The following is a 14,218-nucleotide window of genomic DNA, read 5'->3' on the forward strand; positions in this document are numbered from 1 at the left end:
GATTCGTGGGATGAGCGGGAGGTGAGCAATGCCCGACAACCGTACGGAGTTGTTGCGGGTCCTGTACGACGAACACGCGGCCGCGCTGTGGCGGTACACGCTCGGTTTGGTGCGCGACCCCGGCCGGGCCGAGGACATCGTGCAGGAGACGTTGCTGCGGGCGTGGCAGCGCCCGAACGTATTGGATCAGTCCGACACCTCGGCGCGCGCGTGGCTGTTCACCGTGGCCCGCAATCTCGCCGTGGATGAACATCGCAGCGCCCGCAACCGGCGCGAGTTCCGCACCGACGCACCGCCCGAGCAGGCCACCCCCGACCAGGCCGACCGCGCGCTGGACGGCTGGGTGGTCGCGGACGCGTTGGGCAGGCTCAGCCCCGATCATCGCGAGGTGATTGTGCGGGCCTACTATCGGGGCCTTTCCACACATCAGATCGCCGCGGAACTCGACATTCCGCCGGGCACGGTGAAATCGCGAATGCACTATGGCATGCGGGCACTACGGCTGGCATTACAGGAGATGGGGGTGACGAACCAATGAACGAACTCGCGGATGACTACACCACGTGGGACGCGCCTTACGTGCTCGGCTCCCTGACCCGGACCGAACGCCGGGAATACGAGGAGCATTTGGCCGGCTGCCCCGCCTGCCAGGCCGCCGTCGCCGAGCTGGCCGGAATGCCCGGCATGCTCGCCATGGTCGATCCGGCGACCGCGCTGGCGATGCTCGAGTCGCCCGAAGCCGGTGCGGCGGACGCGGGCTCGCCGCCGCCCGAGGCGGGCCCTCCGGTACCGCAATTGCTGCCGAGGCTCGCTGCCGAGGCCGAGAAACGCAGGCGTCGCAGCCGGTGGGTGTCCGTCGGTGCCGCCGTAGCGGCCGCTGCCGCCGCGGTGGCCATCGCGGTGCCGGTGGTCGCCACCGTCACCTCGTCGGACACGCCAACCACTGAACAGGTTGTCGCCGAACGCAGTATGCAGGCGCTCGAGCCGAGTCCGGTGACGGCGAGTTTCAAGGTCGTGCGGGCCGACAACCGGACGCGCATCGTGATGAGCTGCAGTTACGGACCGAGTAACCAGCAGTACAGCTGGACGTTGAAGCTGTTCGTGCTCGGCACCGACGGCAGCCAGACCGAACTCGATCAGTGGCCGGCCGGTCCGGGCACCGAGCTGACCATCGACCGGACCATCGACAAGGCACCGGACCAGATCCGAGCCGTGGAGATCCGGTTGGCGTCCACCGGCAAAACGCTGCTGTCCGGCACGGTCTGACAACAGACCGAGCCCCCCGCCGGATCGGGCGGGGGGCTCGGTACCCCTCATCGTGCGGTCGTGCTCACTGGGTCTGACGGCGGAAAGTCGAGTTGGCCCAGAAGAATCCGGCGGCGGTGAGACCGGCGCACCAGGCGAGCGCGAGGATGCCGTTGTTGCCGATCTCGCTGCCCATCAGCAGGCCGCGCACGGTCTCGGTGATCGGCGTGAACGGCTGGTACTCGGCGAACTGGCGCAGCCCGACGGGCATGGTGTCGGTGGCGACCAGGCCGCTGCCCAGGAACGGCAGCATGATGATCGGGAAGACGACGTTGCTCGCGCCCTCCGGGTTCGACGACAGCAGACCCAAGGCCACTGCGAGCCAGTTCAATCCGAAGATGGTGAAGCTGAGCAGACCGAACGCGGCGATCCATTCGACGACATTGGCGTCGGGGCGCCACCCGATGAGCAGCGAGACCGCGGCCATCAACACGATGCCGCCCAGCGCTTGCAGCAGCGCACCGAGCACGTGACCGGTCAGCATCGACGACTGCGTGATGCCCATGGTGCGGAACCGGTTGACGATGCCCTTGGACGTATCGGAGGCGATGGACACCGCCACCGACGCCGTGATGTAGGCCGGGACCATCAGCAGCATGCCTGGCGCGAGGTAGTCGATATAGTTTCCGCCGGAAGACTTTTCGAGTGCTCCGCCGAAGACGAACTTGAAGACCAGCAGCAGGACGGTCGGCATCACGACGACGCCGATGCTCATGCTCGGATAGCGCTTCGCGTGGGTCAGATTGCGCCGCAACATCGTTGCGGAGTCGGCGAGTGCGTAGGACATGGTGCTCATGCGACGGTTTCCTTTTCGGAGGTCGGCTGGCCGGTGAGAGTGAGGAAGACATCGTCGAGGTTGGGCGTGTGCACGGCGAGCCCCTCGACCTCGATCTGCTCGTAGTCGAGTCGATCCAGCAGGGCCCGTAGGGATTTCACACTGCCATCGCTCGGTACCGCGAGGGTCAGATCGTCATCGTCATCGTCGTCATCGACCAACTGCGCGGCGACACCCAGTGCGGCGGACGCGGCGAACAAGGCGGTGCGGTCGGCGAACTGCAACCGGATATGCCCACCCGGCACCAGCCGCTTCAGTTCCGCCGCAGTGCCTTCCGCGACGATCCGGCCGTGGTCGAGCACCGCGATGCGGTCGGCCAACTGGTCGGCCTCCTCCAGATACTGCGTGGTGAGGAAGACGGTGACGTTGTAGTCGTCGACCAACCCGCGGATGAGATCCCAGATGACCCGGCGGCTGCGCGGATCCAGACCGGTGGTCGGCTCGTCGAGGAAGATGATGCGCGGATCACCGACCAGGGTCATCGCCAGATCCAGCCGCCTGGTCATGCCGCCGGAGTAGGTGGACGCGGGCTTGTCGCCCGCCTCGACCAGGTCGAATCGCGCCAGCAGATCCGCTGCCAGCCTTTTGCTTTCGCGCCGCGGCAGATGCTGCAGATCGCCCATCAGGATCAGGTTCTCCCGGCCGGTGAGCAGTTCGTCGACCGCGGAGAACTGGCCGGTGACCCCGATCGCCTTACGCACCGCGTCGCGTTCGGACTCGACATCGTGGCCGCCGACCCGGGTTTCGCCGTCGTCGGCGTGGATGAGGGTGCTGAGGATCTGCACGGTGGTGGTCTTGCCCGCGCCGTTCGGGCCGAGCAGCGAGTAGACCGTGCCCTCGGGGACGGTGATGTCGATGCCGTCGAGCACCACGTGCTCGCCGAATGATTTGCGCAGGCCCAGTGCCGAGATGGCGGGTGCGCGATGGCCGTTGACCATGGCGGTCCTTTCAGAAAAATGGATTAGCGAATGCGCATGCATGCATGACTGAGTTACACCGCACCCGGTGTCCCGGTGCGGCTCGAGCTGTTGCTGTTCAGTTGTGCGGCGGCTCCTCGACTAGATGTCGAGGTCCTCGATCTGCGGGCGTTTCGCGATATCGAGCACCCGCTCGTACACCTTCTCCGGCAGCTTGTCCTTCAATTCTTCGACCGAGTCCACGATCTCCAGGATGAAATCGCCCCAGTCCTGTTCGCCGACGCCGAGCATGCGCCGCCAGTTCGTCAAATCCTTGATCCAGTTCTCGGATTGCGGATACTCGTCCCAGTTGGAGTAGTGCGCGTGCAGCACGAATTTGCCTTTGCGACTGCGGAACACCCGGATGTGTTCCATGCGCTGGTCGGTGACCTCGTTCGTCTCGAAGAGCAGCGCCCCGGAGAACCGGACCTGCCGGACGCCGTTGTGGCCGACCCGGACGATGACCTCGTCGTACCCTTCTTGTCGACCCTCTTCCAATTCGATGAACCGGCGCAGCGCCGTGGTCACCGCCCCGGAGAGATTGCCGCCAACCAGCTCCTGGGCCCGCTGGAACAGCGGCAGATCGTCATCGGCAACATAGATCGTCTTGTTGGGCATGACCCAACTATACGTAGATGTATACGTACACGCAAGCGCTCCCGCTCATGCCGTGGATTTGCCCGCGCCGGAGAGTCTTCGCCGAGGCGCGCCACCGCTATGCGACACGCCCTCGCCGCTCCCCGGTAGTTCAGCGTTGAACCGCCCAGCGTCCCGGCTCGTATCACTCCTGTACGCAGAAAGTGATCTCGCGTGTGCCCGATGCACAGGTGGACACCGCGGGAAGGAGTGCCGATGCAGACCCGGGTCGTCGATTATCTGGTGCAGGCGGTTTCGGCCCTGGGCGTCCGGCACCTCTTCGGGGTGGACGGTGCGAACATCGAGGACCTGTACGACGCGATCTTCGACGCGCCGTACGACCTCACCGGGGTGATCGCCAAACACGAGTTTTCCGCGGCGACCATGGCCGACGGTTATGCCCGATCGACCGGCGGACTCGGTGTCGTCGCCGCGACCTCCGGTGGCGGCGCGATGAATCTTGTTGCCGGACTTGCCGAATCATTCGCCTCCCGGGTGCCGGTGCTCGCGCTGGTCGGCCAGCCACCGACGGCGCACGCGGGCAACGGCGCCTTCCAGGACACCAGTGGACATGCGGGCACCATCGATGCCGCCAAGATGTTCGGCGAGATCAGCCGGTACTGCGCCCGCGTCGAGACCGCCGCCGAGCTGCCGGATCAGCTGGCCAGGGCGGTCGGCGCCGCTCGGCGCGGCGGTCCGGCCGTGCTGCTGCTGCCCAAGGAGGTGCAACAGGCGAGCATGGGTGCGGCGTCACCAATTCGCTTGCCCACCAAGGTGTATCGGCGCGACGAGGCCGGACTGGACCGATTGCGCGCCGCGCTGACGACGGCACGACGGACCGGGAAGGTCGTGATCATCGCCGGTGACCAGGTCGCCCGCGACGATGCACGCGGCGAACTCGCTCGCCTGGCCGCCGTCTTGGATGCCGCGGTGGGCGTCGCCCCGGATGCCAAGGACACCTACGACAACCACGACCCCGGCTTCTGCGGCGTCGCGGGCAGCATGGGGCATCCGGAACTCGGCGCGGCGATCCGGTCCGCGGCATTGTGCCTGCTCGTCGGCACCCCGATGCCGATCACTACCCGCACCGGGCTGGACGAACTGCTGACGGGCGGCACCGTGGCGAGCATCGGCGTGACGCCGCCCTATCTGCCCGCCGTCCATGCCACCAGCACCGACCTGGCCCGCACCTTGCGCGAGCTCGCCGACGAATTCGCCGCTGGGCCTTCGACATTCGAACAGCGCCGGGCCACTGCGCTTACTCCACTGCGGGTGCCGGAATCCACCGGTCCCGGGCTGCGCTATCGACAGCTGGTGGAGACCATCGAGGCGGCGCTACCCGACGGCACCGATGTGTTTGCCGACGCGGGCAATACCGGTGCGGCCGTGGTGCATCACCTGCGGGTGCCGCGCGGCGGCCGGTTCGTCGTCGCGCTCGGGATGGGCGGCATGGGTTACGCGTTCGGCGCGGGCATCGGCTCCGCGTTCGCCCGCGGCGCCGGGCACCGCACCGTTGTCGTGGCCGGCGACGGCGCGTTCTTCATGCACGGCATGGAGATTCACACCGCGATCGAACACGAGTTGCCGATCACCTTCATCGTGCTCAACAACAACGCCCATGCCATGTGCGTGGCCAGGGAGCGGCTGTACTACCGAGACCGATACTCCTTCAACAGGTTTCAGACCGCGCACCTCGGGGCGGGCGTCGACGCCATGTTCCCCGGTCTGTCCACCTGTTCGGTGCGCAGTACCGCCGAATTGGCTGCGGCCCTGCCGCATTGCCTGCAAACCCCTGGGCCGTCGTTCCTCTCGATCGACGTGGACCCGGATGAGATTCCGCCGTTTCTGCCGTTCTTGACCGCCATCGAACAAATTCAGGAGTAAGCAATGACCACCAGTGCTCTGCCGGCACTCAGCGATATCCCGGCCGACGACACGCCGCCCGGTGTGCTGCGTATCGAGAACTCCGACAAGGACGCGACCACGCCGATCATCATGGACATGCTGCGGTCGGTGTACCCGCACGACCAGGTCTTCGGCGAATACTGTCCGGTGCAGGCCTATATCGCCGCGCCGCCGCGCGAGGTGTACGAGTACCTCGCCGATACGCGTTCGCTGGAGGAGTGGACCTACAGCCTGCGCGGGTTCGTCCCGGCCGAGGAGCCGGGTCTGTGGCTGGCCTACGACCGGCTCGGCGACGAGACCCAGATTTTCACCAGGACCGTCGCGCATCCGGAGGCGATGACCGTCGACTATCACTGCGCCTGGGACCAGTCACAGCACCTGTGGATGATCTACCTGCTGCGGGTCGTCGATGCGCAGGCGGTGTTCAACAAGCCGGGTTCGGTGGTGCTGTGGGTCAATTGCAAGCATCCGTTCTACGACGAGAACCCCTATCCGGAGACCGCGCCGCCGAAGCGGCCGGTCTGGGTCGGCGACTTCTGGGACATGTTCTCCGCGGGCCATCAGTTGGAGATGGACAACCTCAAGGCGATCTGCGAGTACCGGGCAGCGCACGGCCTGCCCGTCAAACCCGACTGGATGAAGTGAGATTCGCATGATTTCCACCAACCCGGACGCCCCGGGACTGCCCGCGGTCAGCCTGGTCGATGTGGCCAGCTACCTGCCGGGGGAGCCGGTCGGCACCGAATACTTCACCCAGTTCTCCCGCTCGGACCGGATGGCCAAGAACGTGATGTTCCGCTCGCCCAAGGCCCGCCACCATGTGGACCGGGACGAGACGGCGGTGGACATGGTCGAGCGCGCAGTCGCCCCACTGATCGAACGCCATGGCGCGCAGTTCATCTCGGATATCGACGTGCTGATCACGCACACCCAGCTGCCGACCAACCCGGTGATGGGATGCGGGCCGGAGGTCGCCAAGCGGCTCGGCGCCCGACCCGACTTCGTCTACGACGTGCACAACGGCGGCTGTGCCGCCTTCGTGCACATGATGTCGATGGCCCGCATGGTGTTGCAGACCACCAGCGCCAGGACCGCGCTGATCGCGGCGACGCAGAACTGCGCGGGACCGGTGTTCACCCAGCCCGATATCCGCAAGCTGGCCCAGGCGCCGGTGCCCGGCGACGGCTGCGGAGTGGGTCTGCTGGTGAAGGACGACAGCGCGCCGATCCTGGACATCGAGTGCCGCACCTACCCCGAATTCGCCGGGGACATGGAGTTTTCCACCAATGGCGACCGCAAGTACTGGGAACCGGGCGAGGGCCAGGGCTGCGTCAGCTTCACCGAATCCAAGATCACCAAGGTGTTCGCGCGCGGCAACCGGCTGGTGCCGGAAGTGGCGCTGGCGGTGTGCGATCGGATCGGGGTGAAGGGCCGCGACATCGATACGTTCGTCACCAATCAGCCGAACCGGCTGTTCCTGCGCAACTGGCACGACGCGCTCGAGCTGCCCGCCGAACGGCATCCGGACACCTTCGACCGGTGCGGAAACCTGTTCGCCGCAGGCATTCCGGTGACGCTGGACCTGGAGAACCGGGCGGGCAGGCTGCGCAACGGGTCGGTGGTGCTGATGTCGGCGTTCGCGCACGCGGGCGACTTCGCGGGCGCCGCGGCCATTCGGTGGGGCGCGGCGCGATGAGCCCGCACCTCGTCGAGGAGAGCACGCCGTCGCGGCAGCGTGGCGGCTCTTCGGCGGCGGAGTTCGACCTGACACTGAGCGAGAATCCGTTCCCGCCGTTGCCTTCGGTGCTGCGAGCGGTGAACAGTGCGCTGGCCCAAGCCAATCGGTATCCGGAGTTCTTACCGCGCGAGCTGCCGGCATTGATCGCACGACATCTGGGTCTGCATCCGGATCAGGTCGTGGTCGGCTCGGGCGCGACCGGGGTGGCGCTGCAGATCATGCAGTCGTTGACCGCCTCCGGTGCCGGAATCGTCTACGCGACACCGACGTTCGACGGTTACCCGATCATGGCCGAGATGACGGGCCTGGAGACGGTCGCGGTGCCGTTGGACTCGGCGGGCGAGCAGGATCTGCCCGCGATGGCCAGGGCCATCGATAAACGGACCGGCCTGGTGGCGGTGTGCCGTCCGCACAATCCCACGGGCACGGTGGTGTCGGCGCGCGAACTCACAGCGTTTTTGGGCGAGGTGCCCGCTCGGGTTCCGGTCATCCTGGACGAGGCCTACGTCGAGTTCCTGGGTGCCGCCGAGTACATCGACCCGCTCGCGCTGTTGCGGCGTCACCCGAATCTCCTTGTGCTGCGCACGTTCTCGAAGGCGTACGGATTAGCCGGGCTGCGCATCGGTTATGCCTTCGGCAGGCGCGAGCTGGTGGCCCGGGTGCGCACGCTGCAATTGCCGTTCGGGATGAGCGCGGCCGCGGTAGCGGCGGTGTCCGCGTGCTACGCGGCCGAGCCCGAGCTCGCCGCGCGGACCATGCGGATCACCGCCGAGCGGGACGCCCTGCGCGACGCGCTACGGCGCTGCGGGATCGCGGTGCCCCGCAGTCACGCGAACTTCCTGTACCTGCCGGGGCCCGGCGTGGCCACCGCGCTGCGGCGGGCGGGCATCGCCGCCAAGGCGTATCCGGATGGGAGCGCGCGCATTGCGGTCGGCGATCCGGTAGCGGCGCACGCTGTTCTGCGGGCGCTCGAGACGCTACGCAGGTAGCCGCGCCCGGCCCCGCGCGTCAGTCGGTCACAGCGGCAAAGTCCCCGGACTCACCTTGGTTCGGGGGGTTGTGCGCATCCGGATACCAGCCGACCTCGGCAGAGAAATGCGTGGTGGTGCTGGCGGCATGGCAGTGCGCCCATGTCCTATGATCCGGCCGAACTTATGGCATCGTCACGTACGGTGATGTGGTGACGTACTGGCTTGCGCCTGTTAAGACGGTGACTGCCTCCAGGCGCGGCGACGCTGGAAATGCCGGAGCGGTGACGGGCGTCCCTCGACTTTGCCGGGCACGTCGGTGTTGGTTCGCATGCCGAGGACGGGTCTGTGAGTAGTGACCGTTTCGGGTCGCACGGTGGTTTCATCCGGCGAGTGCTGTTACCGCAAGACGCCGTGACCGACCACTACCCATTTATGCTGCCAGTTGTGCGGTATCTGACCCGCCCGGGCGGCCTGGCGCTCTCGCCAGGAGTCACATTCCTAGTGGGAGAGAACGGTTCTGGCAAGTCGACCCTGCTAGAGGCGATCGCGGTCGCAGCGGGATTCAATCCGGAAGGCGGAAGCCGCAACTTCCGATTCGTCACCCGCGCCAGCGAGTCGTCGCTCGGTGATCATCTGGTCCTGCACCGGGGCATCACCAAGCCGCGCACCGGCTTCTTCTTGCGGGCCGAGTCCTACTACAACGTGGCATCGGAGATTGAGCGACTCGATCGTGGGGGTGGTCCGCCGCTGTTACCGGCCTACGGCGGAATCTCACCGCACGAGCGTTCCCACGGCGAGTCGTTCGTAGACCTGGTAACCCATCGCTTCGGGCCCCAGGGGCTGTATCTGCTGGACGAGCCGGAGGCAGCGCTGTCGGTTCGTGGATGCATGGCCGTACTCGCGCGATTGGCCGAACTCACAGACCAGGGTTGTCAGATAGTCGTAGCCACCCACTCACCTATCCTGCTTGCACTGCCGGGTGCGGCCATCTTCGAGATCGCCGACGACGGATGCATCCGACCAGTGGACTACGACAATGCACTGCCCGTCCGACTCACTCGCGACTTCCTCTCCGCTCCCGACAAGTTCGTGCGCTACCTGCTGACCGACGATAAGGACGAGTCCGCGGATCGCTGACGTCCAACCTCGAGGCTGGGGTTGTGGCGCCGAGTCCCGAAGCCGTTATTGCCTTTGCTTCACAGCGTATTCGAGGGCAAACGCCCTACGTCCTGCCATACCTGGCAGGCGCGAAAGTCGGCCGGCAGGGCCTGAAAACGCTGTGCTGAAAGCAGATTCACCTGATACGCTGAACGCAGCCGAGACATCGAGTCCGGATATGTTGGGGGCAACAATGAGCTACCACTGACTTCAGGGGCATCCCCTTGCCTTCTGTCAGTAGCGCACATTCAAAGCCATTGATCTGCAATGTTTTTGGGGGAATACTATGTTCCGTAAGACTCTCGCCTCGATCGCACTTGCTTTACTCAGCTCAATTCCCACAGCTGCGGCTTCACAAGCCACAGTGTTAGAATTTAAAACCTCGCATTCAGAAATACGCACCAGAATCGAATCCAACATTGATTGGGATCTCGTCGTCCGTGTATTCAACACGCCGGGCGAGTGTGAATCTGCAGTTGTGGGTTATCGACGGCCCGGTACCGTACCCATGTGTGTTCCCCATGACACGAAACAAAGCGGAAGGGTGTGGCTGCTGATGCTGTACTACCTGTAATCTGGGCCTCTTGTAGCTGTCGCCGGTAGGCAGGTGACAACGTTGCGGCCCACCGGCAGCGGCAGGTGCCCGTTGGCGATATCGCAATGACGAAAAGGCATACTCGACAGTCATGACACCGGAGCCAACAATCCAAGGCCGAGCGTTTCTTGCAGTCCTGGACAAGACCACAATTGAAACAGCGCGGGAGGCCGCTGTGGCCGAGGCTCAGACCTACCCGGCCGACGCTACCGTCGCCCAAACCATCGAGACCCCAGCCTCGGTCACCTACCGCACGCCAATCACCGTCGTCTGGAACAGTGACGGCCACGAGCACCAAGACCGACAGTGGACCGATGCACCCGACGACCTCGATCCGGAAGCATTCGACACTGCACTGCGTGAGATGGGGTGGACTCGCACCAGCGACTGGGACGACCGCTGGGAAGCAACCGTCTGTCGCACCAGCACCAGCACTCCACCACCGCCACCCACCGCGACCAAGCCTCGGACGACCACCATTCTGCGCCTCACTCCCGAAGCAGTCGCAGATTACGAAGCTCTCATGTGACCAGGCTTCCGGCGACGCAGCGGCAGCGATCCGAGTAGGTATCGCCGTTATGAACGGGCGGCGGCGGTGGCGCGCGTGGCACCAAGCTCTGTGAGCCTGCCCGGCAAGTGAGCTGACGGCGTTTTTGGGCCATCCGAATCTACGTGTGCTGCGCACCTTCTCGACTGCGTACGCCTTGGCCGGACCGCGCATCGGCTACGCCTTCGGCAGCCGCGAGCTCGTGGCCCGGGTGCGCAGGCTGCAATTACCATTAGGGATGAGCGCATCAGGCGGCCACTGCCGCGTCGGGCTCCTCCGCCTGCTTGGCCCAGCGTTGGGCCAGCGCGGCGCAGGTGATCAGCTGGATCTGGTGGAACATCATCAACGGCAGCACGATCAGCCCGACCGGCTGGCTCGCGAAAAGCACGGTCGCCATGGGCAATCCGGTGGCGAGGCTCTTCTTGGAGCCGCAGAACACGATCACGATCCGGTCCGCGCGCGAGAAGCCGAAGACCCGGCCGATCAGCATGGTCACCGCGATGACGAGCGCGAGCAGCACGCAGCACACCCCGGCCAGTGCGAGGATCCGCCACGGCGAGAGCATGTGCCAGATGCCCTCCACCATGCCCGCGCTGAACGCGCTGTAGACGACGAGCAGGATCGAGCCGCGGTCCACCAGCTTCGTCGGCTCGGCGTACCGGCTGAGCCAGCGGTGCACCTTGGGCCGGATCAGCTGGCCGATGAAGAACGGCACCAGCAGTTGCAGCACGATGTCGCCGATCGAGGAGAAATCGACGCTGGCCTGGCCCGTGGTGTTCATCAACAGGATGACGAGCAGCGGAGTCACGAAGACACCCAGCAGGTTCGACGCCGTCGCGCTCACGATCGCACCGGGCACATTGCCCTTCGCTATCGAGGTGAACGCGATGGAGGACTGCACGGTGGACGGCACCAGGCACAGGAACAGCAGCCCCGTGTACAGGTCGTCGGTCAGCACGCCGGGCACCAGCAGGTGCGCCGCCAGCCCGAGCAGCGGGAAGAGCACGAAGGTGCTGGCCAGCACGACGACGTGCAGCCGCCAGTGGGTGAGCCCCGCCAGCGCCTCCTTCGGCGAGAGGCGGGTGCCGTACAGCAGGAAGAGCAATGCGATGGCAATCTTCGTCAGCACGCCGACTACGTCGGCAGCGGTACCCCGGGCGGGAAAAACGCTGGCCAGGGCAACCGTAGCGAGGATCGACAGGATGAAACCGTCGATATAGAACTTGCTGAGGAATCGCACAACACACGCTAACGCCGAGACTGTGCCCTGATCGAACCGAGAAGTACGTATTTCGTCACACCATGGGATGTCTGGGCATACTAGAAATATACGAACGTTCGTCCGTACACTTGCCGAAAGCCGTACGAACGAAGGAACGACGATGAAGATCCGCCGACTGGGCTGGGCAGGCGTAGAAATCGAATTCGACGGCGCCACACTGGTGATCGACGCCGTGCAGGACAGCGAGCTGCTGCGCGGTGCCCTGCCGGACGGCGCATTGACCACCCCGCGGCCCGCGGATGCCGCACTGGTCACCCACCTGCACCTCGACCACGCCGATCCGTCCGGGCTGTCACGCATCTTGGCGGCCGACGGCATCGTGCTGCGCCCCGAGCCGATGGTGGGCACCGGCGACGATCTCGCGTGGACCGCCGCGGCCGAGAAAGGCTTCGCCGCACACGATCTGCCGACCCGGGTGATGACAGAGTGGGCGACCACCACCATCGGCCCGTTCGAGGTGACCGCGGTACCCGCCGTCGACGGACTCGGCGACCCACAGGTGAACTGGGTCGTCGGCGCGGGCGGCCACCGAATCTTCCACGGCGGCGATACCCTCTTTCACGGCATGTGGTGGCTCATCGCTCGCCGCTGCGGCCCATTCGACGTCGCATTCCTGCCGATAAACGGCGCGGCAGTGGACTTTCCACACCTGCAACCGGCCAGTCCGTTGCCCGCTGTGCTCACGCCGGAGCAAGCCGTGCTGGCGGGACACCTACTGGGCGCACGTACAGTCGTCCCGATCCACTTCGGCCTCGACCGGCCCCCGTACTACGTGGAGGTCGACGACTCGCTGGCCGAGTTCCGGTCCGCAGCATCAGATCTCGGTGTACACACCACGGTGCTGGCGCCGGGAGAATCGCTGGAACTCTGCGCGATGGCGACGAATCGCAGCGAATAGGCTCGACTCACGGACGCCCGCGGAGGCGGGGCAGAAGGGCGGCACGCGGTATCTCGCTATGCGCGTCGGCGTAGCAACAACTTTCGGGTGCGGGAAGAAGCGGAGCCGCTGAGCGCGATGCCTGCATGCTCAGCGAAAGCCGTGGCGTCCGAGGCGGTCGACGTCTTGGACTTGTCCGCGGCCCAAGCGATGAAGCGCGCGGTGAAGTCCGCACCGCAGGCATGCACCAACAATGGGAAGCGGCGTGCGACCTCGTCTGCGCGTTTGCGCAGCAACGCTCGTGCCGTCGCAGCGACGGCTTCGGTATCGAAACCGTCCGGCACCGGGCTCCCGGCCACCAGTGCCCGAACCAATGCCGCCTGCCGCTCGGCGAGCAGAACGGTATCGGCTTCCGGCGGCTGCGGTTTCATGCGCGCGCCGAACGTGCGCGCCCAGTGATCGACGGTCGGTGCGCGGACGCGGCGATAGCATCGAGTTCGTCGAGGAGCTCGGCGGCGGGTGGATAGTTGCCGTCGCGTTCCAGCATCAGCGGCACCGGGTGCAGGTCGGTGAAAGCACCGACGAGAGCCAGGACTTCGGCGGGGATCGGATCGGTGTGCGTGTCGTGGTAGCGGCCGTCGGATTCGTGGCCACCCGCGACGTGACAGTAGGCAACGCGATCCGTTGGCAGGCGCAGCAATTCGGCACGAGGATCGCGGGCGCGGTTGCGGGCGTTCGCATAAACGTTCGCGATGTCGAGCAGCAGATACACGCCGGTCCGATCGACGAGTTCGGCGAGGAACTCCGACTCGGTGTATTCGTCGTCGGGCCAGTCGAACAGTGCAGCGATGTTCTCTACCGCCAGCGGCACGTCGAGCACCGCCTGGGTTCGGGAGATGTTGCGCGCCAACACATCCAGCGCCGCCTTGGAACGCGGCACCGGCAGCAGATGCCCTGCCTCGACGCCACCCGCGCGCACGAACGCGACATGCTCGCTCACCAGCGGCGCACCGAGCGCTTCCGCGCACGCGGCGAGATGCTCGATCCGGTGCTCCTGCACCGGTTCGGCGCCACCGAGCGACAACGAAATACCGTGCGGCACAATCGCGGTCCCGGCCGCGCGCAGGGCTGTTAGTTCGGCGGGAATCGTGAGCTCCGATCCGCCTAGCAGCCGCTGGCGGACCGGCAAGGACTCCGCGATCACCTCGGCGAACCCGAGCCCATCCAGTTCCGCGAGCACGCCACAGATCTCCGGCCGCCAGCCGATCCCGAGCGCGCCGTCCGGCAGGGGTCCGCTCATCCGCGGGCGCCGGCCCGTGCCGTGGTCAGCCGCCACAGCCGCCCCCCCCCCCCCCCCAGCCGCCACCTCCGCCACCGCCCCCACCCCCACCGCCGCTCCCACCATCGCCGCCG

15 protein-coding genes and 1 pseudogene are annotated in these 14,218 nt (G+C 66.1%); 10 read left to right on the forward strand and 6 right to left on the reverse strand.

The window, feature by feature from the left end; all coding sequences use genetic code 11:
* Positions 1-28: 28 nt before the first annotated feature.
* Together DBO33_RS00800 and DBO33_RS00805 are read left to right on the forward strand one after the other, a co-directional pair.
* Complete coding sequence (locus DBO33_RS00800) at positions 29-538, forward strand: sigma-70 family RNA polymerase sigma factor (RefSeq protein WP_107653329.1); 510 nt, start codon at positions 29-31, stop codon at positions 536-538.
* Entirely contained in the window at positions 535-1,266 is a 732-nt protein-coding gene (locus DBO33_RS00805) for an anti-sigma factor family protein (protein WP_107653330.1), read from the forward strand. The genes DBO33_RS00800 and DBO33_RS00805 overlap by 4 nt, the downstream gene beginning before the upstream one ends.
* Before the next feature lie 64 nt (positions 1,267-1,330).
* Here DBO33_RS00805 and DBO33_RS00810 read toward each other — a convergent pair whose 3' ends face one another.
* The 3 genes from DBO33_RS00810 to DBO33_RS00820 all read right to left on the reverse strand — a co-directional run bounded on the left by DBO33_RS00810 (position 1,331) and on the right by DBO33_RS00820 (position 3,714).
* Positions 1,331-2,101: an ABC transporter permease gene (locus DBO33_RS00810; RefSeq protein ID WP_107653331.1), complete on the reverse strand. Its 771-nt coding sequence runs from the start codon at positions 2,099-2,101 to the stop codon at positions 1,331-1,333.
* The gene (locus tag DBO33_RS00815) at positions 2,098-3,078 is read right to left on the reverse strand and encodes an ATP-binding cassette domain-containing protein (protein WP_107653332.1); all 981 of its coding nucleotides are present in this window, start codon (positions 3,076-3,078) and stop codon (positions 2,098-2,100) included. Before DBO33_RS00815 ends, DBO33_RS00810 begins: the two co-directional genes overlap by 4 nt.
* Positions 3,079-3,198: 120 nt before the next feature.
* Complete coding sequence (locus DBO33_RS00820; RefSeq protein ID WP_107653333.1) at positions 3,199-3,714, reverse strand: EXLDI protein; 516 nt, start codon at positions 3,712-3,714, stop codon at positions 3,199-3,201.
* 234 nt (positions 3,715-3,948) lie between these two features.
* Between DBO33_RS00820 and DBO33_RS00825 the strand changes: the two genes are divergently transcribed.
* The 7 genes and pseudogenes from DBO33_RS00825 to DBO33_RS00855 all read left to right on the forward strand — a co-directional run.
* Positions 3,949-5,616 (forward strand): thiamine pyrophosphate-binding protein, encoded by a 1,668-nt coding sequence (locus tag DBO33_RS00825; RefSeq protein WP_107653334.1) that lies wholly within the window; start codon positions 3,949-3,951, stop codon positions 5,614-5,616.
* A 3-nt stretch (positions 5,617-5,619) separates the two neighbouring features.
* Positions 5,620-6,282, forward strand: a complete 663-nt coding sequence (locus tag DBO33_RS00830; protein ID WP_107653335.1) for an SRPBCC family protein — start codon at positions 5,620-5,622, stop codon at positions 6,280-6,282.
* A 7-nt stretch (positions 6,283-6,289) separates the two neighbouring features.
* Positions 6,290-7,333: a 3-oxoacyl-ACP synthase III family protein gene (locus tag DBO33_RS00835; protein WP_107653336.1), complete on the forward strand. Its 1,044-nt coding sequence runs from the start codon at positions 6,290-6,292 to the stop codon at positions 7,331-7,333.
* Positions 7,330-8,364, forward strand: coding sequence for an aminotransferase class I/II-fold pyridoxal phosphate-dependent enzyme (locus tag DBO33_RS00840; protein WP_107653337.1), 1,035 nt, complete (start codon positions 7,330-7,332; stop codon positions 8,362-8,364). Before DBO33_RS00835 ends, DBO33_RS00840 begins: the two co-directional genes overlap by 4 nt.
* Before the next feature lie 426 nt (positions 8,365-8,790).
* Positions 8,791-9,483: an AAA family ATPase gene (locus DBO33_RS00845; RefSeq protein ID WP_325050680.1), complete on the forward strand. Its 693-nt coding sequence runs from the start codon at positions 8,791-8,793 to the stop codon at positions 9,481-9,483.
* A 791-nt stretch (positions 9,484-10,274) separates the two neighbouring features.
* Positions 10,275-10,628 carry a hypothetical protein gene (locus tag DBO33_RS00850; RefSeq protein ID WP_107653339.1) on the forward strand — a complete coding sequence of 118 codons (354 nt, stop codon included), beginning with the start codon at positions 10,275-10,277 and terminating at the stop codon, positions 10,626-10,628.
* Positions 10,629-10,752: 124 nt separating this feature from the next.
* Positions 10,753-10,884: pseudogene (locus DBO33_RS00855) on the forward strand (aminotransferase class I/II-fold pyridoxal phosphate-dependent enzyme); the annotation flags it as partial.
* A gap of 9 nt (positions 10,885-10,893) precedes the next feature.
* Here the strand turns inward: DBO33_RS00855 and DBO33_RS00860 are convergent.
* Positions 10,894-11,886: a bile acid:sodium symporter family protein gene (locus DBO33_RS00860; protein ID WP_107653340.1), complete on the reverse strand. Its 993-nt coding sequence runs from the start codon at positions 11,884-11,886 to the stop codon at positions 10,894-10,896.
* 142 nt (positions 11,887-12,028) lie between these two features.
* Here DBO33_RS00860 and DBO33_RS00865 point away from each other — a divergent pair, with 142 nt between their 5' ends.
* Positions 12,029-12,826 carry an MBL fold metallo-hydrolase gene (locus DBO33_RS00865; RefSeq protein ID WP_107653341.1) on the forward strand — a complete coding sequence of 266 codons (798 nt, stop codon included), beginning with the start codon at positions 12,029-12,031 and terminating at the stop codon, positions 12,824-12,826.
* A 56-nt stretch (positions 12,827-12,882) separates the two neighbouring features.
* Here the strand turns inward: DBO33_RS00865 and DBO33_RS00870 are convergent, their stop codons facing one another.
* A complete protein-coding gene (locus DBO33_RS00870; RefSeq protein ID WP_107653342.1) occupies positions 12,883-13,236 on the reverse strand; it encodes a hypothetical protein in 354 nt (117 codons plus the stop codon).
* Positions 13,233-14,105, reverse strand: a complete 873-nt coding sequence (locus tag DBO33_RS00875) for a DUF692 domain-containing protein (RefSeq protein ID WP_107653343.1) — start codon at positions 14,103-14,105, stop codon at positions 13,233-13,235. The genes DBO33_RS00870 and DBO33_RS00875 overlap by 4 nt, the downstream gene beginning before the upstream one ends.
* Positions 14,106-14,218 lie beyond the last annotated feature (113 nt).

The organism is Nocardia suismassiliense (assembly GCF_900269665.1).
Lineage (GTDB): Bacteria > Actinomycetota > Actinomycetes > Mycobacteriales > Mycobacteriaceae > Nocardia > Nocardia suismassiliense.

Excerpts from the sequence above, each read along its gene's own strand:
- DBO33_RS00870 (WP_107653342.1), bottom strand. The coding sequence starts at position 13,236 with ATGAAACCGCAGCCGCCGGAAGCCGATACCGTTCTGCTCGCCGAGCGG.
- DBO33_RS00840 (WP_107653337.1), top strand. The coding sequence starts at position 7,330 with ATGAGCCCGCACCTCGTCGAGGAGAGCACGCCGTCGCGGCAGCGTGGC.
- DBO33_RS00800 (WP_107653329.1), top strand. The coding sequence starts at position 29 with ATGCCCGACAACCGTACGGAGTTGTTGCGGGTCCTGTACGACGAACAC.
- DBO33_RS00805 (WP_107653330.1), top strand. The coding sequence starts at position 535 with ATGAACGAACTCGCGGATGACTACACCACGTGGGACGCGCCTTACGTG.
- DBO33_RS00865 (WP_107653341.1), top strand. The coding sequence starts at position 12,029 with ATGAAGATCCGCCGACTGGGCTGGGCAGGCGTAGAAATCGAATTCGAC.
- DBO33_RS00815 (WP_107653332.1), bottom strand. The coding sequence starts at position 3,078 with ATGGTCAACGGCCATCGCGCACCCGCCATCTCGGCACTGGGCCTGCGC.
- DBO33_RS00810 (WP_107653331.1), bottom strand. The coding sequence starts at position 2,101 with ATGAGCACCATGTCCTACGCACTCGCCGACTCCGCAACGATGTTGCGG.
- DBO33_RS00825 (WP_107653334.1), top strand. The coding sequence starts at position 3,949 with ATGCAGACCCGGGTCGTCGATTATCTGGTGCAGGCGGTTTCGGCCCTG.
- DBO33_RS00835 (WP_107653336.1), top strand. The coding sequence starts at position 6,290 with ATGATTTCCACCAACCCGGACGCCCCGGGACTGCCCGCGGTCAGCCTG.
- DBO33_RS00830 (WP_107653335.1), top strand. The coding sequence starts at position 5,620 with ATGACCACCAGTGCTCTGCCGGCACTCAGCGATATCCCGGCCGACGAC.
- DBO33_RS00820 (WP_107653333.1), bottom strand. The coding sequence starts at position 3,714 with ATGCCCAACAAGACGATCTATGTTGCCGATGACGATCTGCCGCTGTTC.
- DBO33_RS00875 (WP_107653343.1), bottom strand. The coding sequence starts at position 14,105 with ATGAGCGGACCCCTGCCGGACGGCGCGCTCGGGATCGGCTGGCGGCCG.